Annotated in this window: 19 protein-coding genes and 2 pseudogenes; 8 read left to right on the top strand and 13 right to left on the bottom strand. The window is 63.6% G+C overall.

Annotation, left to right across the window (positions count from 1 at the left end; all coding sequences use genetic code 11):
- Positions 1-39 precede the first annotated feature (39 nt).
- The gene (locus tag AYJ54_RS09175) at positions 40-1,008 is read right to left on the bottom strand and encodes a helix-turn-helix domain-containing protein (RefSeq protein ID WP_063698520.1); all 969 of its coding nucleotides are present in this window, start codon (positions 1,006-1,008) and stop codon (positions 40-42) included.
- Positions 1,009-1,521: 513 nt separating this feature from the next.
- Here AYJ54_RS09175 and xoxF5 point away from each other — a divergent pair.
- The 7 genes from xoxF5 (at position 1,522) to AYJ54_RS09140 (ending at position 9,426) form a co-directional block, all read left to right on the top strand.
- Complete coding sequence (gene xoxF5, locus AYJ54_RS09170; protein WP_063698518.1) at positions 1,522-3,327, top strand: lanthanide-dependent methanol dehydrogenase XoxF5; 1,806 nt, start codon at positions 1,522-1,524, stop codon at positions 3,325-3,327.
- A 112-nt stretch (positions 3,328-3,439) separates the two neighbouring features.
- Positions 3,440-3,931: a c-type cytochrome, methanol metabolism-related gene (locus AYJ54_RS09165; protein ID WP_063698516.1), complete on the top strand. Its 492-nt coding sequence runs from the start codon at positions 3,440-3,442 to the stop codon at positions 3,929-3,931.
- A 63-nt stretch (positions 3,932-3,994) separates the two neighbouring features.
- Entirely contained in the window at positions 3,995-5,104 is a 1,110-nt protein-coding gene (locus tag AYJ54_RS09160; protein WP_063698514.1) for an S-(hydroxymethyl)glutathione dehydrogenase/class III alcohol dehydrogenase, read from the top strand.
- A gap of 33 nt (positions 5,105-5,137) precedes the next feature.
- Positions 5,138-5,701 carry an S-(hydroxymethyl)glutathione synthase gene (gene gfa / locus AYJ54_RS09155; protein ID WP_063698512.1) on the top strand — a complete coding sequence of 188 codons (564 nt, stop codon included), beginning with the start codon at positions 5,138-5,140 and terminating at the stop codon, positions 5,699-5,701.
- A gap of 640 nt (positions 5,702-6,341) precedes the next feature.
- The gene (locus AYJ54_RS09150) at positions 6,342-6,794 is read left to right on the top strand and encodes a (2Fe-2S)-binding protein (protein WP_063698510.1); all 453 of its coding nucleotides are present in this window, start codon (positions 6,342-6,344) and stop codon (positions 6,792-6,794) included.
- A gap of 2 nt (positions 6,795-6,796) precedes the next feature.
- Positions 6,797-9,109, top strand: a complete 2,313-nt coding sequence (locus AYJ54_RS09145) for a xanthine dehydrogenase family protein molybdopterin-binding subunit (RefSeq protein ID WP_063698509.1) — start codon at positions 6,797-6,799, stop codon at positions 9,107-9,109.
- Between the two features lie 56 nt (positions 9,110-9,165).
- Positions 9,166-9,426 carry a hypothetical protein gene (locus tag AYJ54_RS09140; protein WP_063698507.1) on the top strand — a complete coding sequence of 87 codons (261 nt, stop codon included), beginning with the start codon at positions 9,166-9,168 and terminating at the stop codon, positions 9,424-9,426.
- A 327-nt stretch (positions 9,427-9,753) separates the two neighbouring features.
- Here AYJ54_RS09140 and AYJ54_RS09135 read toward each other — a convergent pair whose 3' ends face one another.
- From AYJ54_RS09135 to AYJ54_RS09100, 7 genes and pseudogenes are all read right to left on the bottom strand, one after another.
- Entirely contained in the window at positions 9,754-11,481 is a 1,728-nt protein-coding gene (locus tag AYJ54_RS09135) for a methanol/ethanol family PQQ-dependent dehydrogenase (RefSeq protein WP_063698505.1), read from the bottom strand.
- Positions 11,482-11,599: 118 nt separating this feature from the next.
- Entirely contained in the window at positions 11,600-12,259 is a 660-nt protein-coding gene (locus AYJ54_RS09130) for a QcrA and Rieske domain-containing protein (protein ID WP_063698713.1), read from the bottom strand.
- 265 nt (positions 12,260-12,524) lie between these two features.
- Positions 12,525-12,989, bottom strand: a complete 465-nt coding sequence (locus AYJ54_RS09125; protein ID WP_063698504.1) for a group III truncated hemoglobin — start codon at positions 12,987-12,989, stop codon at positions 12,525-12,527.
- A 140-nt stretch (positions 12,990-13,129) separates the two neighbouring features.
- Positions 13,130-13,981 (bottom strand): 3-hydroxybutyryl-CoA dehydrogenase, encoded by an 852-nt coding sequence (locus tag AYJ54_RS09120; RefSeq protein ID WP_063698502.1) that lies wholly within the window; start codon positions 13,979-13,981, stop codon positions 13,130-13,132.
- A gap of 573 nt (positions 13,982-14,554) precedes the next feature.
- A complete protein-coding gene (locus tag AYJ54_RS09110; protein ID WP_063698712.1) occupies positions 14,555-15,511 on the bottom strand; it encodes an MBL fold metallo-hydrolase in 957 nt (318 codons plus the stop codon).
- Positions 15,512-15,715: 204 nt separating this feature from the next.
- Positions 15,716-15,989, bottom strand: a pseudogene (locus AYJ54_RS09105) (helix-turn-helix transcriptional regulator); the annotation flags it as partial.
- A 271-nt stretch (positions 15,990-16,260) separates the two neighbouring features.
- Positions 16,261-17,743, bottom strand: a pseudogene (locus AYJ54_RS09100) (FAD-binding oxidoreductase).
- A gap of 228 nt (positions 17,744-17,971) precedes the next feature.
- Here AYJ54_RS09100 and hisC point away from each other — a divergent pair.
- Positions 17,972-19,024: a histidinol-phosphate transaminase gene (hisC, locus tag AYJ54_RS09095; protein ID WP_063698711.1), complete on the top strand. Its 1,053-nt coding sequence runs from the start codon at positions 17,972-17,974 to the stop codon at positions 19,022-19,024.
- Between the two features lie 75 nt (positions 19,025-19,099).
- Here hisC and AYJ54_RS09090 read toward each other — a convergent pair whose 3' ends face one another.
- The 5 genes from AYJ54_RS09090 to AYJ54_RS09070 all read right to left on the bottom strand — a co-directional run bounded on the left by AYJ54_RS09090 (position 19,100) and on the right by AYJ54_RS09070 (position 23,540).
- Positions 19,100-19,903: an amino acid ABC transporter ATP-binding protein gene (locus tag AYJ54_RS09090; protein WP_136623563.1), complete on the bottom strand. Its 804-nt coding sequence runs from the start codon at positions 19,901-19,903 to the stop codon at positions 19,100-19,102.
- A complete protein-coding gene (locus AYJ54_RS09085) occupies positions 19,900-20,595 on the bottom strand; it encodes an amino acid ABC transporter permease (protein WP_063698496.1) in 696 nt (231 codons plus the stop codon). The genes AYJ54_RS09090 and AYJ54_RS09085 overlap by 4 nt, the downstream gene beginning before the upstream one ends.
- The gene (locus AYJ54_RS09080) at positions 20,592-21,386 is read right to left on the bottom strand and encodes an amino acid ABC transporter permease (RefSeq protein WP_063698494.1); all 795 of its coding nucleotides are present in this window, start codon (positions 21,384-21,386) and stop codon (positions 20,592-20,594) included. The genes AYJ54_RS09085 and AYJ54_RS09080 overlap by 4 nt, the downstream gene beginning before the upstream one ends.
- A gap of 61 nt (positions 21,387-21,447) precedes the next feature.
- The gene (locus tag AYJ54_RS09075; RefSeq protein ID WP_063698492.1) at positions 21,448-22,350 is read right to left on the bottom strand and encodes an amino acid ABC transporter substrate-binding protein; all 903 of its coding nucleotides are present in this window, start codon (positions 22,348-22,350) and stop codon (positions 21,448-21,450) included.
- 29 nt (positions 22,351-22,379) lie between these two features.
- Positions 22,380-23,540 carry an aminotransferase class V-fold PLP-dependent enzyme gene (locus AYJ54_RS09070; RefSeq protein ID WP_082905559.1) on the bottom strand — a complete coding sequence of 387 codons (1,161 nt, stop codon included), beginning with the start codon at positions 23,538-23,540 and terminating at the stop codon, positions 22,380-22,382.
- Positions 23,541-23,624 lie beyond the last annotated feature (84 nt).

Raw genomic sequence — 23,624 nt, 5'->3', positions numbered from 1 at the left:
GGCCGATGATGCGAACGGCGCCGCGACGCGGCCCCTCTTCTAGTGCTCCTCGGAGGAAACGGCGTTCTGCTGCGCCTTGTGGATCGAGGACGGCACCACGCCGAAATATTTCCGGAATACCCGGCTGAAATGCGACGAGCTGGAAAAGCCCCAGGAGAAGGCGACGTCGGTGATGGTCTTGCCGCCGTGGGCCTCGAGCTCCTGCCGGCAGTTCTGCAGGCGCGCCTGCCAGATGTAGTCGCTCACCGTCGTGCCGCGTTCGCTGAACAGCATGTGCAGATAGCGCTTGGAGCAACCGAGCTCCGTCGAGATCTGGTCGATGCACAGATCCGGGTCGCGCAGGTGCTCGCGGATGAAGAACTGCGCGCGCACATACATCGCCTCGGGCCCGACCCGATCGAACATCGTGTCGGCCTCGCGCAGCGGCAGCAGCAACAGGTCGATCAGCGAATCGGCGACGCCGACCGCACTGTTCGCCGACAGCTTCGCGGCCTCGTCGAAGGTCGCATGGACGAAATCATGGGCGATCCGCCCCGTACCCGTGCGCGCCGACAGCTTGCAGGCCGGCATCCGCTGCGACGGGAAGCCGCGATCGCGCAGCAGCGACTTCGGCACGATCACCACGTCGTGGCGCGTGAAGGCGGGACTGATGATCGAATGCGGACAGGAGACGTCGTAGGCGATGATGTCGCCCGGGTTGAGCTCGATGTGGCGACCTTCCTGCTCGAAATAGGACACGCCGTAGGTCTGGAAGTGAATCTTGATGTAGGGATGCTCGTTCGCCTTGGCACGCGCCATGGTGTGCGCGATGCGGTGCTGGCTCACCTCGATCTGGCAGAGCTTCAGACGCGAAACGGTGGTGTAATCGATTCGTCCCTCGAGCGAGGACGCCTCCAGCGGATCGACATCGAAGTAGCCGCACAGGCTCGTCAGCCCGTCGATCCAGCTCTGGATCTGCTTCTTCGGCGTCAGTCCGGTCGTCGAGAGCGTGTGGATTGTGTCGGACATGATCCAGCCACTGGTTTCACCCGGGGAGTCGACGCGAATCGCGACCGGCGCCGCCGGAGCCCTCAGTCGTGATTGCGCGACGTTTACCTCAAATCTGGGCGGTCTTTTGGGGCAAGCGCCCTGCCCCACTGCCGTCCTTAAAAATAATCCTCCGACTTAGTTGCAGCGCCGTCAAGGGGAACCTGAAGCGCCGAAGCCTGCGGTCGGGCAGCGCGGAAGCCGCTGAATTCGCTATTGCAAAATCAAAAACTTCGCGTCCGTGCGCTGTCGAGCAAAGCGGCTTCTCTCTTGGGCAAGTTTCCCGATAGCGAACCGGTTAGGGATTGCGGCAGGAACAACAAGAAACGGGCCGCTAACCAAACGCGGACCTGTGGCTCATACCAGGAGGAGGAAACAATACAGCATCGTTTCTGGTCCCAAACGTGACCGCCCTGCACGAGCAGACGCTGGACGTCAAAGCCCGGCGGTTAAGCATGCTTCGAAAACGATAAACGAGACCTAGGAGGAATGACTATGCGCAAGGTGCTACTGGCGACCTATCTTGGCTCCGCGGCGGCTCTGGCCGTCGGCAGCGCGTCAGCCAATGACGAGCTGATCAAGATGTCGCAGAATCCCAAAGACTGGGTAATGCCAACGGGCGACTATGCCAACAGCCGCTATTCCAAGCTGAACCAGATCAACGCACAGAATGTCGGCAAGCTCCAGGTCGCCTGGACCTTCTCGACCGGCGTGCTGCGCGGCCACGAAGGCGGGCCGCTGATCATCGGCAACGTGATGTACGTCCACACTCCGTTCCCGAACAAGGTCTATGCTCTTGACCTTTCCAACGAGAACAAGATCATCTGGAAGTACGAGCCGAAGCAAGACCCGAACGTCATCCCGGTGATGTGCTGCGACACCGTCAACCGCGGCCTCGCCTATGGCGACGGCAAGATCATCCTGCACCAGGCTGACACCACGCTGGTCGCGCTTGATGCCAAGACCGGCCAGGTTGCCTGGACTGCGAAGAACGGCGATCCGACCAAGGGCGAGACCGGAACCTCGGCGCCGATGGTCATCAAGGACAAGGTGCTGGTCGGCATTTCCGGTGGCGAGTTCGGCGTGCAGGCCCACATGACTGCCTACGATCTCAAGACGGGCAAGGAGGTCTGGCGGGGGTACTCGGAGGGGCCGGATAATCAGCTCCTGGTCGACCCCGAGAAGACCACGGCTCTCGGCAAGCCGATCGGCAAGGACTCCAGCCTCAAGACCTGGCAAGGCGATCAGTGGAAGATCGGTGGCGGCGCCACCTGGGGCTGGATCTCCTACGATCCTGAGCTCAACCTGATCTATTACGGATCGGGCAATCCCTCGACCTGGAATCCGAAGCAGCGTCCGGGCGACAACAAATGGTCGATGACGATCTGGGCGCGCAATCCCGACACCGGCGTGGCCAAGTGGGTCTATCAAATGACCCCCCATGACGAATGGGACTATGACGGCGTCAACGAGATGATCCTCTCGGATCAGCAGATCAACGGCCAGGCGCGCAAGCTCCTGACGCACTTCGACCGCAACGGTCTCGGCTACACGCTCGATCGTGCAACGGGCGAACTCCTGGTCGCCGAGAAGTACGATCCGAAGGTGAACTGGACCTCCGGCGTCGACATGGACAAGAACTCGCCGACCTACGGTCGCCCGAAGGTTCTTGACGCGGCCTCGACCGAAAAAGGCGGCGAGGATCACAACACCAAGGGCATCTGCCCGGCCGCGCTCGGCACCAAGGACGAGCAGCCGGCGGCCTACTCGCCCGACACGCAGCTGTTCTACGTCCCGACCAACCACGTCTGCATGGACTACGAACCGTTCAAGGTGAGCTACACCGCGGGTCAGCCCTATGTGGGTGCGACGCTCTCGATGTATCCGCCGCAGGGTGAAAGCCACATGGGCAACTTCATCGCCTGGGACGGCAAGACCGGCAAGATCGTCTGGTCCAACAAGGAGCAGTTCTCGGTCTGGTCGGGTGCGCTCGCAACCGCCGGCAACGTGGTGTTCTACGGCACGCTCGAAGGTTACCTGAAGGCGGTCGACGCCAAGACCGGCAAGGAGCTCTACAAGTTCAAGACTCCCTCCGGCATCATCGGCAACGTCACGACCTATGAGAACAATGGCAAGCAGTACGTTGCCGTGCTCTCCGGCGTGGGCGGCTGGGCCGGCATCGGTCTGGCGGCAGGTCTGACCGATCCGACCGCCGGTCTCGGCGCAGTCGGGGGCTACGCGGCGCTCAGCAACTACACGGCACTCGGCGGTACGCTGACCGTGTTCTCGCTGCCCAACTAGCCTCTCTTCAGCATCGCTCCGGCGCGTGGATCAACTCCACGCGCCGGCTCGTCTCCACCGCGCGCCTGCGAGGAAAAATCTCTTGCGTAAGATCTGCTCTGTCATTGCTGCGATGTTCTTCGTTGCGTCCGGAGGAATTGCCGTCGCGGACAACTCGGGTGACCCGACTGCCGTCAAGCAAACCGAAACTGGCGAATGGCTCGATAAGGAAGGAAATCCGACCTACAAGATCTCGGCCGACGGCAACGTGGACTGGTACACCTATTCCGGATACCGCCGCTATCACTCGGACTGCCATGTGTGCCATGGCCCGGATGGAATGGGCTCCACCTACGCGCCGGCGCTGAAGGACTCGCTCAAGACGATGAGCTATGCCGATTTTCTCGGCGTCGTTGCCTCCGGCCGCAAGAACATCTCCACCGCCCAGGAGAATGTGATGCCGGCCTTCGGCGATAATCCGAACGTGGCCTGCTACATGGACGATCTCTACGTCTATCTGCGCGCGCGTTCCAACGAAGCCTGGGGCCGTGCGCGGCCCGGCAAGCATGAGGACAAGACTGACGCCTATACCAAGGCGGAAGACTCGTGCATGGGCAAGAAATAAACGTTTGGAGCCGGGCCGAGACTTGAAGTCTTGGCGTCTCCATGAGGATTTGAGGAGTTTACGATGAAGACACGTGCCGCCGTCGCTTTCGAAGCGAAAAAACCGCTTGAGATCGTCGAAGTCGATCTGGAAGGACCGAAGGCCGGCGAAGTCCTGGTCGAGATCAAGGCAACGGGCATCTGCCATACCGACGCCTACACGCTCGACGGCTTCGACAGCGAGGGAATCTTTCCGTCGATCCTGGGCCATGAGGGCGCCGGCATCATCCGCGAGATCGGCGCAGGCGTGACCTCGGTGAAGCCGGGCGATCACGTCATCCCGCTCTACACGCCGGAATGCCGGCAGTGCAAAAGCTGCCTCAGCCAGAAGACCAATCTCTGTACCGCGATCCGCGCTACTCAGGGCAAGGGCGTGATGCCTGATGGCACCAGCCGCTTTTCCTACAAGGGCAAGCCGATCTACCACTACATGGGCTGCTCGACGTTCTCGAACTTCACCGTGCTGCCGGAGATCGCGGTGGCGAAGATCCGCGAGGACGCCCCCTTCGACAAGAGCTGCTACATCGGCTGCGGCGTCACCACTGGTGTCGGCGCCGTCGTCAACACCGCCAAGGTTACCCCCGGCTCGAACGTCGTCGTGTTCGGCCTCGGCGGCATTGGCCTCAACGTCATCCAGGGCGCCAAGATGGCCGGCGCCGACAAGATCATCGGCGTCGACATCAACGACTCCAAGGAGGAATGGGGCCGCAAGTTCGGCATGACGCACTTCGTCAACCCGAAGAAGGTCACCGGCGACGTCGTCCAGCACCTGGTCACGCTCACCGACGGCGGCGCCGACTACACCTTCGACTGCACCGGCAACACCACGGTGATGCGCCAGGCGCTCGAAGCCTGCCATCGCGGCTGGGGCACCTCGATCATCATCGGCGTCGCGGAAGCCGGCAAGGAGATCGCCACACGTCCGTTCCAGCTCGTCACCGGCCGCAACTGGAGAGGCACCGCCTTCGGCGGCGCGCGCGGCCGCACCGACGTGCCGAAGATCGTCGACTGGTACATGGATGGAAAGATCCAGATCGATCCGATGATCACCCACGTGCTGAAGCTCGAAGACATCAACAAGGGCTTCGACCTGATGCATGAGGGCAAATCGATCCGTTCCGTCGTCGTCTACTGAACCCGAACCATCACCCACCAGGAGGATCGTCCCATGACTGTTGCACTCCACCCCTCAATCGACAACGGCATCAAACAGGGCAGCGGCAGCTTTGCCGGCGGAACGCTGGTCTGCAAATGCACTGACCATCCGGTCAAGGTCGGCATCAAGGGCGACGTCGCCCACAATCACGCCTGCGGCTGCACCAAATGCTGGAAGCCGCAAGGCGCGATGTTCTCGGTCGTCGCGGTGGTGCCGCGCCAGAACGTCACCGTGCTCGAGAACGGTGACAAGCTCCAGATCGTCGACCCTTCGGCGGTGATCCAGCGCTACGCCTGCAAGGCCTGCGGCACGCACATGTATGGCCGCATCGAGAACAAGAACCATCCGTTCTACGGCCTCGACTTCATCCATCCCGAACTGTTCCAGGAACAGGGCTCGCAGGCGCCGCAATTCGCCGCCTTCGTCTCCTCGGTAATCGAATCGGGCGTGAAGCCGGAGCAGATGGCCGGCGTTCGGTCACGGCTCAAGGAGCTGGGGCTCGAGCCCTATGACTGCTTGTCGCCGGCGCTGATGGACGCGATCGCGACCCACGTGGCGAAAGCCAAGGCCGCCTGATCAAGGCCGCCAAACGTTCGCCATCTCCCGTCCAGCCGCTGGTCTCGACCACCTTCAGCGCGCCGGACGGGCGAGGCCCCGATGGATTGCGGCGGCATCGCAGCCGCCGCTTCTACTTGATGCGCCTGCGAGAGCCGTTGGCTCCCTCAGTCCTGGTCTTTGAATGACTGCGCAGTGCCGCCTGCTTCCTCGTTGAAGTACGCGTGCCCTGCGTTTCTCCCTCCCTCGACTGAGGCATCCTGCTTCGTCCGCGCAGTCCCTCCTGGCGGACGAAGCTTTTTTGCTGCCACCTGCCTTGCAGGATCCGCGCGGCACCCAAGGCGCAGCATCGCCGCCCTGCTTTTGCCAAACCGCAGATACAATCTGTTCACGTCAAGGACACCCGGCTGTGAATGCCGGTCCAGCCCGATCTCTGATACGGTCGCGGCGTGACGATGCCGAGCGAAACATAATCAATTAAGAACGAAAACGGGAGGTATCGAGCACATCCAGACATCGCCGATCGCATTCCGACCTCCCTCCGGGACTGCCCGCGCGGGACGACAGGCCGGGATGTGGGCGAAACGACGTACGGCCCCATGGCGCCGACTGATGTCGGCTCATTCAAAATCGACATGCTTATGAAGAGCGAGGGACGATCATGATCAAGGTGAAGATCAACGGCCAGGAACAGAGCTGGGACGGCGACCCGGATCTCCCGCTACTCTGGTTCCTGCGCGACGAGGCCGGGCTAACCGGCACGAAGTTCGGCTGCGGCCAGGCCCTGTGCGGCGCCTGCACGGTCATCGTCGACAAGGAAGCCGTGCGCTCCTGCATCACCTCCGTGAACGACGTCGCCGGGCGCGAGATCACGACCATCGAAGGGCTGCATCCGACCGGCGATCATCCCGTCCAGAAGGCCTGGCGCCAGGTCAACGTTCCCCAGTGCGGCTTCTGCCAGGCCGGCCAGATCATGCAGGCCGCGGCGCTCTTGATGGACAATCCAAAGCCGTCGCACGAGCAGATCCGCGAGGCGATGTCCGGCAACATCTGCCGTTGCGGCTGCTACCAGCGCATCGAGAACGCCGTCCATCTCGCATCGACGGGGGTGTGATCATGAATTTCATCGACAATCCCGGGAAGCTTCGTGGCTTCGAAAAGAACATCAAGGTCGAGAAGGTCTCGCGCCGTAGCATCCTGAAGGGCCTCGGCGTCACCGGCGGCTTCGTGCTTGCCGCGCCCGTAATGTCGCGCCAGGCCTTCGCCTATGAGACCGGCGCGGGAAAGATGCCGCACGGCGTCGTGGTCGATCCGCGCGTCTTCGTCGCGGTCGCGCCTGACGGCGTCGTCACCATCATCGCGCACCGCTCCGAGATGGGCACCGGCGTGCGCACCAGCCTGCCGCTGATCGTGGCCGAGGAGATGGAAGCCGACTGGTCCAGGGTCAAGGTGCAGCAGGCCCATGGCGACGAGGTCAAGTTCGGCAACCAGGACACCGACGGCTCGCGCAGCACGCGGCACTATCTGATGCCGATGCGCCAGATCGGCGCCTCCGCCCGCACCATGCTGGAGCAGGCTGCCGCAAAGCGCTGGGGCGTGCCGGCGACCGAGGTGAAGGCGGTCAATCACGAGGTGGTCCATGGCGCCAGCGGGCGCAAGTTCGGCTTCGGAGAGCTCGCGGCCGATGCCGCCAAGGAATCGGTGCCGAGCATCGAAGGCCTCAAGCTGAAGGACCCCAAGGACTTCCACTATCTGACCAAGGGCAAGATCGGCATCGTCGATCTTCACGACATCACCACGGGCAAGGCGGGTTACGGCGCCGACGTTCGCCTGCCCGGGATGAAATACGCGGTCATCGCGCGCCCGCCGGTGACCGGCGGCAAGCTGGTCTCGTTCGATCCGGATGGGGCGCTGAAAGTTTCCGGCGTGGAGAAGGTGATGCAGGTCCGCGGCTGGCCGTGGCCCTCGAAATTCCAGCCGCTCGGCGGCGTCGCCGTGATCGCTCGCAACACCGGTGCGGCGATCAAGGGACGCGACGCGCTGAAGCTGGTCTGGGACGATGGCCCCAACGGCAAATACGACTCGGTCGCCTATCGCAAGGAGCTTGAGGAGGCCTCGCGCAAGCCGGGCCTCGTCGTGCGCAAGGAGGGCGATGCGGATGCCGCGCTGAAAAGCGCCGACAAGGTCATCGTCGGCGAATACTACCTGCCCCACCTCGCCCATGTCAGCATGGAGCCGCCGGTCGCGGTCGCCGACGTCAAGGGCGACAAGGCCGAGATCTGGGCGCCGGTGCAGAGCCCCGGCGGCACGCGCGAAGACGTCGCCAAGACGCTTGGTATCCCCGAGCAGAATGTGACGGTCAACGTCACGCTGCTTGGCGGCGGCTTCGGCCGCAAGTCGAAATGCGACTTCGCGCTCGAGGCCGCGCTTCTGTCGAAGGAGCTCGGCGCGCCGGTGAAAGTGCAGTGGACGCGGGAGGACGACGTCCACCACGACTTCCTGCACACCGTCTCGGTCGAGCGGATCGAGGCGGGGCTCGACAAGAACGGCAAGGTGATCGCCTGGCGCCACCGCAGCGTGGCCCCCAGCATCGCCTCGACCTTCGCCGCCGGCACCGTTCACCAGGCGGCCTTCGAGCTCGGCATGGGGCTCGTCGACATGCCCTTCGAGATCGCCAACATCTCCTGCGAGAATCCGGAAGCGGCCGCGCATACCCGCATCGGCTGGTTCCGCTCGGTCTCGAACATTCCGCGCGCCTTCGCGGTGCAGTCGATGGTCGGCGAGATCGCGCATGCGACGGGCCGTGACCAGAAGGAGACGCTGCTCGCGCTGATCGGCAGCCCGCGGATCGTCAAGCCTGAGGTGAAGGACCTCTGGAACTACGGCGAGCCCTATGACAGCTACCCGATCGACACCGCGCGGCTGCGCAAGATGGTCGAGCTGGTCGCCGAGAAGGGCGAATGGGGGCGCCAGGTGCCGAAGGGCCATGGCCTCGGCATCGCCGTGCACCGCAGCTTCGTCAGCTACATCGCGACCATCGTCGAGGTGGCCGTCGACGACAAGGGCAAGCTGACGGTGCCGCGGGTCGACACCGCTATCGATTGCGGCACCTACGTCAATCCCGAGCGCATCGAGTCGCAGATCGAGGGTGCGGCGATCATGGGCCTCAGCCTCGCCAAATATGGCGAGCTCACCTTCAAGGACGGCAAGGTGGAGCAGAAGAACTTTGACGACTTCCAGGTCATCAGGATGGACGAGTCTCCGCTGATCACCAACGTCTACATCGTGGCGCCCGGACCCGACACGCCGCCGAGCGGCGTCGGCGAGCCCGGCGTGCCGCCCTTCGCGCCGGCGCTGATGAACGCGATCTTCGCCGCGACTGGCAAGCGCATCCGCGCGCTTCCGATCGGCAAGCAATTGGAGGCGTAGAGCGGGAACGTAAGTCGGCTTCGCGCCGTTTCCATCGATCTGACAGGAGCAGATCGATGACCATGACCTCAAGGGCGCTCGCAGTCTCGCTGCTGTCGGGCGCCTTTCTTTTGACCGCAGCAAGCACCTTCGCCCAGAGCGCTGCGAGCGCGCCGGCCACCGCGACGCGCCCCACCGCGCCGGACCAGAACTCGCTTCCCAACGCCAATGCACCGCCGGCTTCGACCACCCAGACCACCGGGCAGAGCAGCGCAGAACCGAAAGTTCGGGAGATGAACCAGAAAGAGAAGGACAAGGTCGACCGCCAGGGCAAGTAGTGAACTCGCGCTTTGTGCAGACGCTTTCCATGTCCTTAAGGCGGGCTCGCCGTCCTCGCCGAAGCTATCCGATTGAGCCCTCTCCCCATGTGGGAGAGAGCAGCGACGCTGAAAGACACGCACTCGCTGGGGTGAGGGGTCTGCCTCCGCGACCAATCCTCTCGCATTGTTACCCGCGGATAGAGACCCCTCATCCGGCGCTTCGCGCCACCTTCTCCCACAAGGGGAGAAGGTAATCCTCGTCGCATGGCAAAATGCGGCGGACGTTGCCGTCCGCCGCATTCGCTCGCCCCCTGCACGCTCCGCTTCTTTCGATCCGCCGCGGAGCTATTTCTTCAGCGCAAAGACCCAGATGACGCCGCCCTGCGGCACATTGGATTCGATGCCGATGTTGTTGGTCGCGAGCGCATCCTGGATGCGTTGCGCATCGACGCCCCAGCCGGACTGGATCGCGATGTACTGCGTCCCGTCGACCTCATAGGACACCGGCATGCCCATGATGCCGGAGTTGGTCTTCTGCTCCCAGAGCAGCTCGCCGGTCTTGGCGTTGAAGGCGCGGAAGTTGCGGTCGTTGGTGCCGCCGGCGAAGACGAGGTCTCCGGCGGTGGCCGTCACCGAACCGAACAGCTGCGACTTCGGGAAATTGTACTGCCACACCTTCTTTCCGGTCGCGGGATCCCAGGCCTGGAGCTCGCCGAAATGATCGGCGCCGGGCTTCGCCTTCAGGCCGATGTCTTCCGGCTTGGTGCCGAGCCAGAGCTCGCCCGGCTTCAGCGGGATCTTCTCGCCGGTGAAGCCGCCGCAGAAATTCTCGTTGGCGGGTACGTAGACGAGACCGGTCTTCTGGCTGTAGGCCGCCGACGGCCAGTCCTTGCCGCCCCAGAGCGACGGACAGAACTCGACGCGCTTGCCGATGACGGGCTTATGCGCGGGATCGACGATCGGCTTTCCGCTCTCCGGTTCGATGCCCTTCCAGACGTCGGTGGAGACGAACGGCCAGCCGGCGACGTAGTTGATCTTGGTCGGCGCGCGCTCGAGCACCCAGAAGATCGCATCGCGACCCGGGTGGATCAGGCTCTTGATGCTGCGGCCGTCGCGTTGCAGGTCGACCAGCATCGGCGCATCGACCTCATCCCAGTCCCAGGAATCGTTCTGGTGATACTGGTGATAGGTCTTGATCTTCCCGGTGTTGGGATCGAGCGCGAGCACCGACGAGGTATAGAGATTGTCGCCGGGATGCATCTCGCCGGGCCACGGCGCGGCGTTGCCGACGCCCCAGTAGATGGTCTTGGTGTCCTTGTCGTAGTTGCCGGTCATCCAGGCCGAGCCGCCGCCGTTCTTCCAGTCGTCGCCCTGCCAGCTGTCATGACCAGGCTCGCCTTCGCCGGGGATGGTGAAGGTCCGCCACAACTCCTTGCCGTCCTTGGCGTCATAGGCGGCAACGTAGCCGCGCACACCGAACTCGCCGCCGGAGCCGCCGACGATGACCTTGCCGTCGACGATCAGCGGCATCAGGGTCATGTACTGGCCTTTCTTGTAATCCTGCACCTTGGTGTCCCAGACCACCTTGCCGGTCTTGGCGTCGAGCGCGACGACGTGGTCGTCGGTGGTGGCGAGATAGAGCTTGTCCTCCCAGAGGCCGACGCCGCGGCTGGTCGGATGCAGCTGGAAGAGATCGTCGGGGAGCTGCCGCTTGTAGCGCCAGTATTCGTCGCCGGTCTTGGCGTTCAGCGCGATCACCTGCCCCATCGGCGTTGCCACGAACATCACGCCATTGTTGACGATCGGCGGCGCCTCGTGGCCTTCGACCACGCCTGTGGCAAACGTCCAGACCGGCGTGAGATTCTTGACGTTGGCTGTGGTGATCTGGTCGAGCGGGCTATAGCCCTGCCCGTCATAGGTCCGCCGATAGAGCATCCAGTTGGCGGCTTCCGGATTCTCCAGGCGCTGCGCGGTGACCGGACTGTAGTTCTCGATCGGGCCAGCGCCGGCAACGGTCGAGACAAGGCAGGTGAAGGCGACGAAGCCGGACAGTAACCATTGCTTCCTGGTCATGGACGTTCCCCTTTGATTCATCCGTTGAATTCTTGTCGTGAATTCTTGTCGTTCTTCTCGTCACCCGCCCATCGGCGGATGCGGCCTCTTGTGACGCGGGCGCGACCCGCGCCGTCCATCATCCAGGCTGCTGGCCACCTACCTTTCCGATGAAATTGCCTGCGACGCTGAGCGAGCCATCAGCGAGCGCGAGCGGCAGCGCAGCGAGGCGCCGCGGTGCCGGCCCGAACACGACCTGTGCGCCTGCGCGAGGATCGTATTCGGAGTTGTGGCACATGCATTTGAACACCTCCTTGTCGCCGACATCGCTCTTGACCCAGGCGGTGACGGGACAGCCGGCATGCGAGCAGATCGCCGAATAGGCGATGATGCCGTCCACGGCGCGCGCCTTGGTCTGATCGTCGAGCTCGGCGGGGTCGAGCCGGATGATCAGGATCTCGTTGAGCCGCGAGCCGCTGCGCACCACTGACGTCTTGGGATCTTTCGGCCAGGCATGCACCGGCGGCCCGCCGCGCGGCAGGTCGGCGGAGGTGATGACCTTTCCTTCCTGATCGCCTTCGGAGAAGACGAGGAGGTCGCCCTTCTGCGGCCGCTCGTCGGCGCCGGGTGCATCCTCGCCCGCATGAGACGCCGCCGAACAGCCGAGGCAGGCCGTGGTGGCGAGCGCACCGATGAGGAGCGTTCGCCGTGTTTGCTCCGTGCCCGCGTCGACGTCAGGTTCGGTCGCGGTGTTGGAGGACGATGATGTGGAGATGATGTTGAACGATGCACTCGACATGCATGCTAGCAGGCGCTGGAACTCGGCCAAAAAGAAGGCGAAGAATTTGCGCCGCAGTGCATCAATGCGGTTTTACTCGCGCTGATTGAATGCGAATAAACGCGTTCACGCGCATTTTCTCGATTGCAACGTCATGACGCGCGACTGGTCATGATGTTTTTGCAGGTCAGGCCGATTACATTGGAATTGGTGCAACGCGCCATCATTCGACGCAGTGCAGAACGGCAATGACACAACTGCACGTTTCGCAGGCAACCTGTCGAGTTCAAGTTCTCAGCACGTGACGCGGCGCGGCGATGCGTCCGGCCACCGTGGCCGACGCCATCTCAAAACTGTCGGCGATGCGTCGCGCCTTCTCGATGAAGAACGAGGCTGCCGCGGGCGGACAGACCTCGCGTGCCGTCTGCTCGAACAGGTCGAGCCAGCGGTCGAAATGATCGCCGATCAAGCTCAGGGGCAGATGCGCTCGCATCGGCGAACCATGATAGCGGCCGGTCATCAGCACCACCGAGGACCAGAAGTTCTTGAGCTTGGCGAGGTGCTCGTCCCAATCCTTGACGATCGCGAACACCGGGCCCAGCAACGCATCCTCGCGCACGCGCCCGTAGAAGCGCGTGACAAGTTCCCCGATCATCTCTTCGGTGATCCCGGTGCGCTCGATGGCATCCTGAACCAGAAGGTTCCGCCGCTCGGCCGCAGCTTCGCGCTCGGCCTTCAGTCGATCCGACATTTCCTTTGATATCCGTTCCGTTGATTCCGCAACCGCCCTCGCGACATTGTCTGGGCTGATCGCGCCGCTCCGTCTTTGTCGCAGCGCAAATTGCGGGAGAGAGGCGGCGGAACGCTGAACGCCCGCCGCCTGCGCCAAAATCAGGCGCTGTAGGTGTAGAAGCCCTGCCCGGTCTTGCGGCCGAGATGGCCGGCATCGACCATCTCTTTCAGCAGTGGCGCTGGACGATATTTGGTGTCGTTGAAGCCTTTATAAAAGACCTCCATCACCGACAACATGGTGTCGAGGCCGACGAGATCGGCGAGCGCCAGTGGCCCGATCGGATGGTTGCAGCCGAGCTTCATGCCGGCGTCGATCTCTTCGGCCGTGGCAATGCCTTCCTGAAGCGCGAAGATCGCCTCGTTGATCATCGGGCACAGGATGCGGTTGACGGCGAAGCCCGGGCTGTTCTTCGCGGTGATCGCCACCTTGCCGACGCGCTTGGCGAAATCGAGGGCCTTGGCGTGGGTGTCGTCCGAGGTCTGCAGGCCGCGGATCAGTTCCAGCAGCGCCATCACCGGAACCGGGTTGAAGAAATGCATGCCGATGAAGCGGTCGGGGCGATCGGTCGCGGCGGCGAGCTTGGTGATCGAGATCGAGGAGGTGTTGGTCGCGACAAGGGTGCGCGGCGACAGCGTCGCGCAGAGATCCCTGAGGATCTTGACCTTGAGCTCTTCGTTCTCGGTCGCGGCCTCGATCACGAGGTCGCAATTGGCAAGCTTCGCCCGGTCGGTCGTACCGGTGATGCGCTTGAGCGTCGCCTCGCGGTCGGCCGCGCTCAGCTTCTCCTTCTTGACCAGACGGTCGAGGCTGCCGCCGATGGTGGCGATGCCGCGGCCGACCGCGGCATCGGAGATGTCGACCATCTCCACCTCGAGCCCGGCTGCCGCGCAGACCTGGGCAATGCCGTTCCCCATGGTGCCCGCCCCGATGATGCCAACCGTATTGATCATGATCTTGCGTCCTTCTCCTGAGCGAGCGCTCCCCGAACTGGGCGGCCCGGCTTTGATCTCTGTCGATCCGTACCGCCGCCGGCGGCGTGGGATCGTATCTGCCAGGCACTTCCTTAAAGCATCCGCGGCCGGAATAAAGCCGCCTCGCGGTCGCGCAAGGCATGATTTCGCGTTCTCGCGGCCCGTTTTGCCCGAGTTATGCGCTTCGTCTCGCCCCCAATGGATGCCGAGGGCGCAGGGAAGGCCGGGCGCGGCTGGCACCCGCGGTCCGCTATGCAACAGTCACGCAAAAGGAAACTGCACAGCGGCATACAGGGCAGCCAAGACATCCCGGCCTTCCCTGCGCAGTGGCTTTACGGCTTATGCCGCGCTCTCCCCGGCGAAATCCGAATTTCGGTAAAGTGGAATATCTTTGGCGGACAGGGTTGACTTTCGAGCTGCGCGAAAGCGGCGTTGGGTGCTCTGCCCGACATCGGCGGCGAGCCGGGCGCAATCGGCAACGCGGGAAACCAGGGCGTGAACTCATCAACGCTATGAGTACACGCCCTGGTTCGGCTCTAACCCAACAAGCGGTCAGTAGTCCCAGAAGGCCGGTACCCAACGAAAGGTGTCGCCGGCGACCGCCACCCGGCCGACGGACGGGAACGGCAGGTGCGTGGCCACCAGCATCTCGCCGGTCTCAGCCAGCTCCCGCAAAAGTCGGACCCGAACGCGCGCTGCTTCCTCGGGGTCGTGTTCGAAGCCGTTATGCCAGTCGGGCTGGTCGAACCCGACCGCGAACACGGCGTCGCCGGCGAACGTCAGCGCGTCGCCGGCGGACGCCAGGCGGACCACGCTGTGCCCGGGGGTGTGGCCGCCGGTGCGGCGGACGACCACGCCCGGCGCAACCTCGTGCTCCTCATCGAACTGCCGCAGATGGTTGTGGTACGCGTTCACGAACCGCTTGGCGGCCGACCGAAGCGCGTCCGGGAACCCCGGTGGCATGGAGGTGTGGGAGAAATCGGGCGACTCCCAGAACTTGACCTCGGCGGCCGCCACGTGGATCCGCAGGTCCGGACGCAGCCGCTCCTTCACCCCGTCGACGAGCAGCCCGCCAATGTGGTCCATGTGCATGTGGGTCAGCACCAAGTCGGTCACGGACGCAAGATCGATGCCGGCGGCCTCCAGTCGCTTGATCAACTGCCCGGCCCGCGGCAAATGCAAGTCCGGGTCGGCCCCTAGTCCAGCGTCGATGAGGATGGTCTTGCCGCCGCTACGTACCACGACCACGTTCAGCGCCCAGTCGAAAGCGTCCGGCGGCAGGAACATGTCGTGCAGCCAGGCCGCCCGGACGGCCGGGTCGGCGTTGTGCGCCAACATTGCGGTTGGGAGCGGTAGCACGCCATCGCTGACCACCAGCACGTCAATCTCGCCGACCTTCAGCGCGTAGCGCGACGGAACCAACTCGTCGGGCCCCGGTCTACCGGGGTGTGAGGTGTCGTCTAGGCTCATGTTTGTCTCCTGCTGAGTGTTGCGGATGATCCGATTCATCTTTGAAAACTCCTGCGTTCGATCTTGGCGCTCGATCATGGGCGGGCCGCGCTTCCCGCGTGGGACGCGCGATCAATGCCGGTGAGGTGTTCAGAGAGCGGTGACGAGCTCATTGGTGGTGTGTGACCGTGATGATCTATCGAACTTGACCTGCGACTGCCCCAGAACGATTGCCGTCACTGTAGAGCGATTGCTGCTAATGCTGCGCCTCCGCCAGAATGGCTCGGGGTTTCACCGGTCAGCTTCCTGAATGCGGCCGCGAAAGCAGTTCGGGAGGAGCAGCCAAGCGCCGCGGCGACCGAGCCGTCGGTGTCGCACAGCATCGTCATGGCCTGCTCCAGCCGGTGCTGGCGCAGCCAGGTATGCGGCGAGAGCCCGGTGCTCTCCTTGAAGGCGCAGCAGAAATGGAAGCGCGAGAGGCCGGCATCCGAAGCCACGCGGCAAGGGAGACGTCTGCATCGTCGTCCGAGCGCAAACGAGCGGCGATCGGACCGCCCGGCCCAGTACCGCGCTACGGTAGCCTGGCCACGTCCGCTATGGCCCCCCAAAGCGGACTTGGACTGCGGTCAGTAAGATCGCTAAATTCCCTCCCAACCGCTAATTCGATTCAGAGAGATCGCGGCCACGACGAAAAATCCGAGAAGCAATATCGCCCCGTGCTTGTAGAAGCGATTTTGCGGCTCTTTGAACGCGAGTGCAAAGAGAGGGGTGCTACCTTAGCGGAGCATGTTGCCACCTCCGCGCCTCACTCATGAGAGCCGCAGCACCTTGCCCGGGTTCATGATGTTCTTGGGATCGAGCGCCCGCTTGATCATGCGCATGACGTCGAGCTCGGTCTTCGAACGATAGTGCGCGAGCTCATCGAGCTTCTCGATGCCGATGCCGTGCTCCGCCGAGATCGATCCTGCCATGGAGGTGATGAGGTCGTTGACGACCCGCGTGATCGCCGCGGAATACAGGGCGAGCGTCTCGCGATCCATGCCCTTCGGACCCATGAAGGAGAAGTGCAAATTGCCGTCTCCGATGTGGCCGAGCGGATAGGGTCGGATCGTCGGCAGGATCTCGAGCACGGCCTTGAGACCCTTGTCGATGAACTCCGGAATCCTGGAGACCGCGACCGACACGTCGTAGCTCAAGCCGGGCCCCTCAGTGCGCGAGGCCTCGGCTACGCTTTCGCGGATGCGCCACATGTTGCGCGATTGCGCTTCTGTTTGCGCGATCACCGCATCCAGCACGCGGCCCGCCTCGAGCTGGTCGGCCAAGAACTGCTCCATCTTGTCCGACATGCCGGCGACGCCGTCCTGCCGCGGCCGGGCCGATGACCATTCGAGAAGGAGATACCATTCGGTCTCCGCCTTGAGAGGATCCTGGGTTCCGGGGATGTGGCGCAGCACCATGTCGGTGCAGGTACGGCTCATGAGTTCGCAGGAGCCGACATTGTCGTCGTCGGAAGCGGCATACGCCTCCGACAGGATCTCGATGGCCGCGTTGGGATCGCGGATCGCGAGCCACGCCGTGCACACGTCCTTCGGCGCGGGCCAGAGCTTCAGCACCGCCTTGGTGATGATGCCGAGCGTCCCTTCGGCGCCCATGAACAGATGCTTGAGGTCGTAGCCGGTATTGTCCTTCTTGAGTGCGCGCAGCCCGTCCCAGACGTCGCCGTTGGCCAGCACGACTTCGAGGCCCAACACCAGATTTTCGCGCATTGCCATAGCGCAGCACCTGCACGCCGCCGGCATTGGTCGACAGATTGCCTCCGATCATGCACGAGCCCTGGGCACCCAGGCTGAGCGGAAAGAAGCGGTCATGGCGCGCGGCCGCGTCCTGAAGCGTCTCGAGGATGCAGCCCGCTTCCACGGTCATGGCGTAACCGACGGGATCGACATTGAGCACGTGGTTCATGCGGCCGAGCGACAGCAGGATGCCGCGGTGCGTCGGCCACGGCGTGGCGCCGCCCATCAGCCCGGTGTTGCCGCCCTGCGGCACGATGGCAATGCCGTTGTCGTGGCAGAGCTTGACGACAGCCGCGACTTCCGCGGTGTTGGCGGGACGCACGACCGCCGCGGCCTGCCCGGCCAGCGTGCCGCGCCAGTCGGTCACGAAGGGCTGCTTGTCCTGCTCGTCCAGGATCAGGCCTTTGTCGCCCACGATTCCCCGCAAAGCATCGAGAATGGCGGCCGTCACGGGCGCGGTCGGAATGGAGGGAGTGGTGGGAAGGGCTGCACCCGGCATTTGGTCCTCTCCTTGCGGCTCTTCTGCGCAGCTCAAAGCTGCGCGGGCCCTCGTTCTTGTTTTTCAATTCCGGCGTTTGCGTGCCGACCCTAGCATGAAGGCCGCGCTTGCCGGAACGGCCCGAATTGCGACGCTTGTGCAGATCTGCTTCAGATGCTGAACGGGATGCGCACTTCCGCCGACGCTCAGCATGCCCTACTGTGCCCCGATCAACTTGGATCGGAGATCATGAGCCGCTTCTGGAGTCCGGTCGTCCACACGCTTTCGCCCTACGTGCCGGGCGAGCAGCCGAAGCAGGACGGCATCGTCAAGCTCAATACTAACGAGAATCCCTATCCGCCCTCGCCGCGCGTGCTGGCGGCGATCGCATCGGCGGCGGAGCGGCTGCGCCTCTATCCCGACCCGCGCGCCACGCGCCTGCGCGAGGCGATCGCGGCCCGCTGCGATGTTGCGCCCGAAGAGGTGTTCGTCGGCAACGGCTCCGACGAGGTTTTGGCCCACACCTTCCAGGCGCTTCTGAAGCACGACGCGCCGCTTCTGTTCCCCGACGTCACTTACAGCTTCTACCCGGTCTATTGCGGCCTCTATGGGGTTGCTCACGAGGAGGTGCCGCTCGATGCCGCGATGAGGATCGAGTTCGCCGGCTACCAGCGAGCATCGAGCGCCATCCTTCTCTGCAACCCGAACGCACCCACCGGCATCGCGCTTCCGCGCGACGCGATCGCGGAGCTGCTCGCCGAACGTCCGGACCGGCTGGTGGTGGTCGACGAGGCCTATGTCGATTTCGGCGCCGAGAGCGCCGTGCCGCTCGTTGCGCGCCACGACAATCTGCTCGTCATCCAGACCTTCTCGAAATCGCGCGCGCTCGCGGGCCTGCGGGTTGGCTTTGCGATCGGCCAACGGCCGCTGATCGAGGCGTTGGAACGGGTAAAGGACAGCTTCAACTCCTATCCCGTCGATTGCCTCGCCATCACCGGGGCCATCGCGGCCATCGGGGACGACGGGTGGTTTCGTCAGACCCGCGCCCGCATCATCGCGAGCCGCGAAGCGCTGGCCCGCGATCTCGGGCAGCTCGGCTTCGAGGTGCTGCCGTCGCTCGCAAACTTCGTCTTCGCGCGCCATCGCAGCCACGGCGGAGCCGATCTCGCGGCTGCGCTTCGCCAGCGCGGCGTTCTGGTCCGGCATTTCAGGAAACCGCGCATCGAAGACTTCTTGCGCATCACGGTCGGAACGGAGGAAGAGTGTGGCCGGCTGATCGGAGTGCTGCGCGGTTTGATCTAATCCACGGCTGGCGACAGACCGACGCCATCCAAAATGGTGCCGGGCGCTGGCTGTGCCCGGAGGGCTTCAGAATCCCTAGTGGATGATCTGGTTCAAAAAGCCCTTGGCGCGCTCCGTGCGGGGCGCCCGGAAGAAGGTTTCGGGGTCGCCATCCTCAACGATGCTGCCCTGGTCCATGAACACGACACGGTCAGCCACCTCGCGCGCAAAACCCATTTCGTGCGTCACGCAGACCATAGTTATGCCATCGGCTGCGAGCTGCACCATGGTGTCCAGCACCTCCTTGACCATCTCCGGGTCCAGCGCCGAGGTCGGCTCGTCGAACAGCATGATCTTCGGCTGCATGCACAATGCGCGGGCGATGGCGACGCGCTGCTGCTGGCCGCCCGAGAGCTGCGCCGGATATTTGTCCGCCTGACCTTGGATACGAACCTTCCGGAGCAGCCCCATCGCGCGCTCACGCGCCTCGGGACGCGAGAGCCCGCGCACCTTCATCGGCGCCAGCATGCAATTTTCGACGACCGAGAGATGCGGAAACAGATTGAAGCTCTGGAACACCATGCCGACCTCGGAGCGCACGCCGTTGATGTCGGCCATGCGGTCGGTCAGCTCGACGCCGTCGACGATGATCCGGCCGCCATCATGCCTTTCGATGTGGTTGATGCAGCGGATCAGCGTCGACTTGCCTGAGCCGGAAGGTCCGCACAGGACGATCTTCTCGCCTTTCGCGACGGTGAGATTGATGTCGTTCAGCGCGGTGAAGCCGCCGAACCGCTTCACCAGGTTCTCCGCGACAACAATCGTGGACGAACGATCGATCGGGCTTGCTGTGCCTTGCATCTTCGTTTCCCTCACTGGCTGTTCGAGCTGATCTATCATCTGTGCGCCCCGGTGAACGCGTAGCGCCGCCTGAGCGAGGCGACGCATTGCGACGCCGCCGAACTGATGGCGAGATAGACCACCGCCACCACGAGATACATTTCGACGAGACGGCCATTGAGCTGCGCAAGCTTCGAGGCCGCGCCGAGAAGGTCGGTCAGCGAAAGTACGTAGACGAGCGAGGTGTCCTGGAACAGGATGATGGTCTGACTCAGGATGATCGGGCTCGCGACGCGGATGACCTGCGACAGGATCACGCATCGATACGTGTCGAAGGTGGACAAGGCGAGCGCCTGGCAGGCTTCGAACTGGCCCTTGTTCACCGCACGCAATCCGACGCGGATGATCTCCGAATAGTAGGCCGCCTCGAACAGGCCGAAGGTGATGAAGGCCGTCCAGGTGGCGCCGATCGGAATCGGACGGCCGTTGCCATAGAGGTGCCCGAGCACGATCGGCACCAGGAAGAAGAACCAGAACAGGACGAGGATCAGCGGGATCGAGCGGATCAGCGCGATGTAGCCGCGTACGACCTGAGCGACGACCGGCACCTCGAAGTGCTGCACGAGGGCGAAGCAGGTCCCCAGCAGCATACCGATGACAAAGGCCGCCGCGGTCAGCGCGAGGGAGAAAAGCAGTCCCGACCAGAGATAGGGCCAGGCCTGGAGAAGGATCGAGAAATCGAGACTGTTCATTTCACGACCTCCATTCCATGGGGCAAGGCGGTGCCCGGCTGCACGTCGTCCGCCAGAGTCGGCTCGATCGCGTCCTTTGCCGGCGTGGAGCCGGGGATGCGCACGGCCCTGTCGATGAGCATCATCGATTGATAGGCAATGAGCGCGAGTGCAAGGTAGATCAGCGTCGCGGCGCCGAAAGCGGTGAAGGTCTGGAAGGTCGCTTCGCTGATCTGGCGCGCCTGCGCGGTCAGCTCCATCAGACCGATGGTCATCGCCACCGACGTGTTCTTGTAGATGCCCATGACCTCGCTTGTCAGGCTCGGCACGATCAGGCGCAGCGCCTGCGGCACGATGACGTGACGATAGCTCAGGTATCCGCCAAGACCGAGCGCGCTCGCCGCCTCGGTCTGTCCCTTCGGCAAGGCCTCGATGCCGGCGCGCACCTGCTCGGCGATGCGGGCGGCGGTGTAGAGACCCAGGCACAGCAGCGCCGGGAAGAACGATCCCCAGGGTGGCGGGATCTGCTTGATGGCGTCGCCGAGCGAAGTCGGGAGAATCTCCGGCAGCACGAAGTACCAGAGGAACATCTGCACCAGGACGGGGATGTTGCGGAAGATCTCCACATAAAGCCGCGCGAGCGCCGCAACGACCCGGTTTTGTACGGTACGGCCGATCCCGACGACGACACCGACAGCGAAGGCGATCCACCAGCCGAAGAAGGCCAGCGCCAGCGTCCAGCCGAGACCTGAGAGGAGCCAGTCGATATAGCGCTGGCCATCTGCCGTCTGTTCAAAAAGCACTCCCAACATCGCGAACCTCTAGGTTGGGTGCGAGCGAAGGCGACTACATCGAGTCCCGCGGCGCTTCCGGTCAGTCGACCGCATCACTCGGATGCGCGATCCGCTCCATCAGCGTCTCGGTGAGCGGGAATGCGAGATTCTCACCCTTGGGCGGGATCGGCCTGGTAAACCATTTCGCGTAGGTCTTCTCGAACTGACCAGACGCCATCTGCTTGGACAGAACGTCGTCGACGAGCGCCTTGAAGCCGGCATCGCCCTTCGTGAACATCAGCCCGTAATAGATTTTCGCGTAACCTTCGGGCAGGAAGATCAGCGCGTCCGGATTCGGGGCTGCCGCCTTGAGGCCGGCGAGGAGAATATCATCTTCCATGAAGGCCGCAGCGCGCCCCGTGTTCAGCATCAGGAACGATTCCGCGTGATCCTTGGCCTGGACGATGTTGAGGCCGAGTTGCTCCTTGGCGTTGACGCCTTGGGCAAAACCCACCGCATTCGAGCCCTGAGTGACGACGATCGTCTTTCCCTTGAGATTGCCGGCGGTCTTCACGCCGCTGTCGGCCTTGACCAGCCAGCGCGGCTGGCTGACGAAGGTCGCCACCGAAAACGAGACCTGCTCCTGCCGCTTCTTGTCGTTGGCCGTTCCGCCGCACTCGATATCGACGGTGCCGCTCTGGATCAGTGGGATGCGGTTGGACGAGTTCACCGGCGTGTAGTTGACGGTGAGATTGGGCAGATTGAGCTCCGTCCTGACGCGCTCGACGATGGCGGCGCAGAGATCGAGCGAGAAGCCGATCGGCTTCTGATCGGGCCCGAGATAGGAGAACGGAATCGAAGCTTCACGGTAGCCGATCGTGATCGCGCCGCTGGACTTGATCTTGCTCAGCGTCGGGCTGTCGGCTGCGGCCGACGGCTCGGCCATGGCAGCTACGGCCAGAAGAGCTGACAGGGCTCCCGATATCCGTGCAAAATTCCTCATGTCCTGCACCCTCCTCTGTGATGTCAGGCCTAAGCGGCCCTGGATGATGTCTTCACGCCGCGCCGGCGGATGAGCTCGACCAGGCGGTCGACATCGGCAAACGTATTGAACATGCCGAACGACACGCGAATTCCGTCCCGTTCCGGCGACACCCGGACGCCGTTCTCCTCGAAGTAGCCAAGCCAATCGGCGGCCGGCAGCGCGATGACGTAGATGTGCGGCGCGCGGTGCTTCCGGTCACGCGGGCCGACGAGGCGGATATCGAGTGCATCGAGCGCGGCGACGAGGTGATCGCCGAGATCGAAGCAGTGGTTCCGGATATTCTCGATGCCTATCTGCTCGATCATGTCGAGCGCAGCGCAGAGCGCATGGATCGCCGGAATGTTGAAGTTGCCAAGCTCGAAGCGGCGGGCGCTGGGCGCCGGAGCAAGCCTGTCCGGGCGTGCGATGAGATCGGAGGGGATCTCGGCAAGGCTGGCGGCGGCGAGATACGCAGGCTCGAGCCCCGCATGCGCGCTGTTCCAATAGAGCAGCCCTAGCCCTTGCGGAACGAGCAGACCCTTGTGACTTCCCGATCCGACAAACGTCGCACCGATGGCCTTGGCGTCGATCGGCACGATGCCGATCGCCTGCATCACGTCGACGACGAAATGAAGCTTCCTCTCCGCGCAGAAGCGACCGATGCTTTCAATATCGAAGCGATGACCGGCGTGAAACGTCACATGCGACATCGAGATCGCGCGGGTGTTCGCGTCGATGTGGGGATGGAAGCTCGCCGCATCGATGACGTCAGTCATCGGCACGAAGCGCACCTCGACGCCCTTCCGTTGCAGATTGAGGAAAGCATAGGCGTTGTTCGGGTGATCGCCGTGGATCATGAGGACATTGTCGCCCGCCCGTAGCGGCAGCGCGTTCGCGGCAATGTTCATGCTCTCCGAGGTGTTCTTGGTGAAGGCGATCTCGTGGGCGGACACGCCGAGGAAACGCGCGACCTTGGCGCGCGTCTGCTCGACGCGATCGAGCCACACGCTCTTCGGGCCGGCCGTCTCCAGACCTTCGCGCAGGAAGAGGTCGATCGCCGCCTTCACGGGACGCGCGAGCGGCGCCTGGAATCCGGAGTCGAGATAGATCATCCGCTCGGCAGCCGGGAATTCCTTCCGCACGGCATCGACGTCGTAATGAGCTGACATCCCACTCCCCCGTTGAGCACCTGGGCGAACCCGATTTGCACTGCACAAATCCTGTTCACCCGCCGGCAAAGCCAACGATATGGG

It is taken from the genome of Bradyrhizobium centrolobii, from assembly GCF_001641635.1.
GTDB lineage: Bacteria > Pseudomonadota > Alphaproteobacteria > Rhizobiales > Xanthobacteraceae > Bradyrhizobium > Bradyrhizobium centrolobii.
This window is presented reverse-complemented; position numbering and strand designations above follow the sequence as displayed.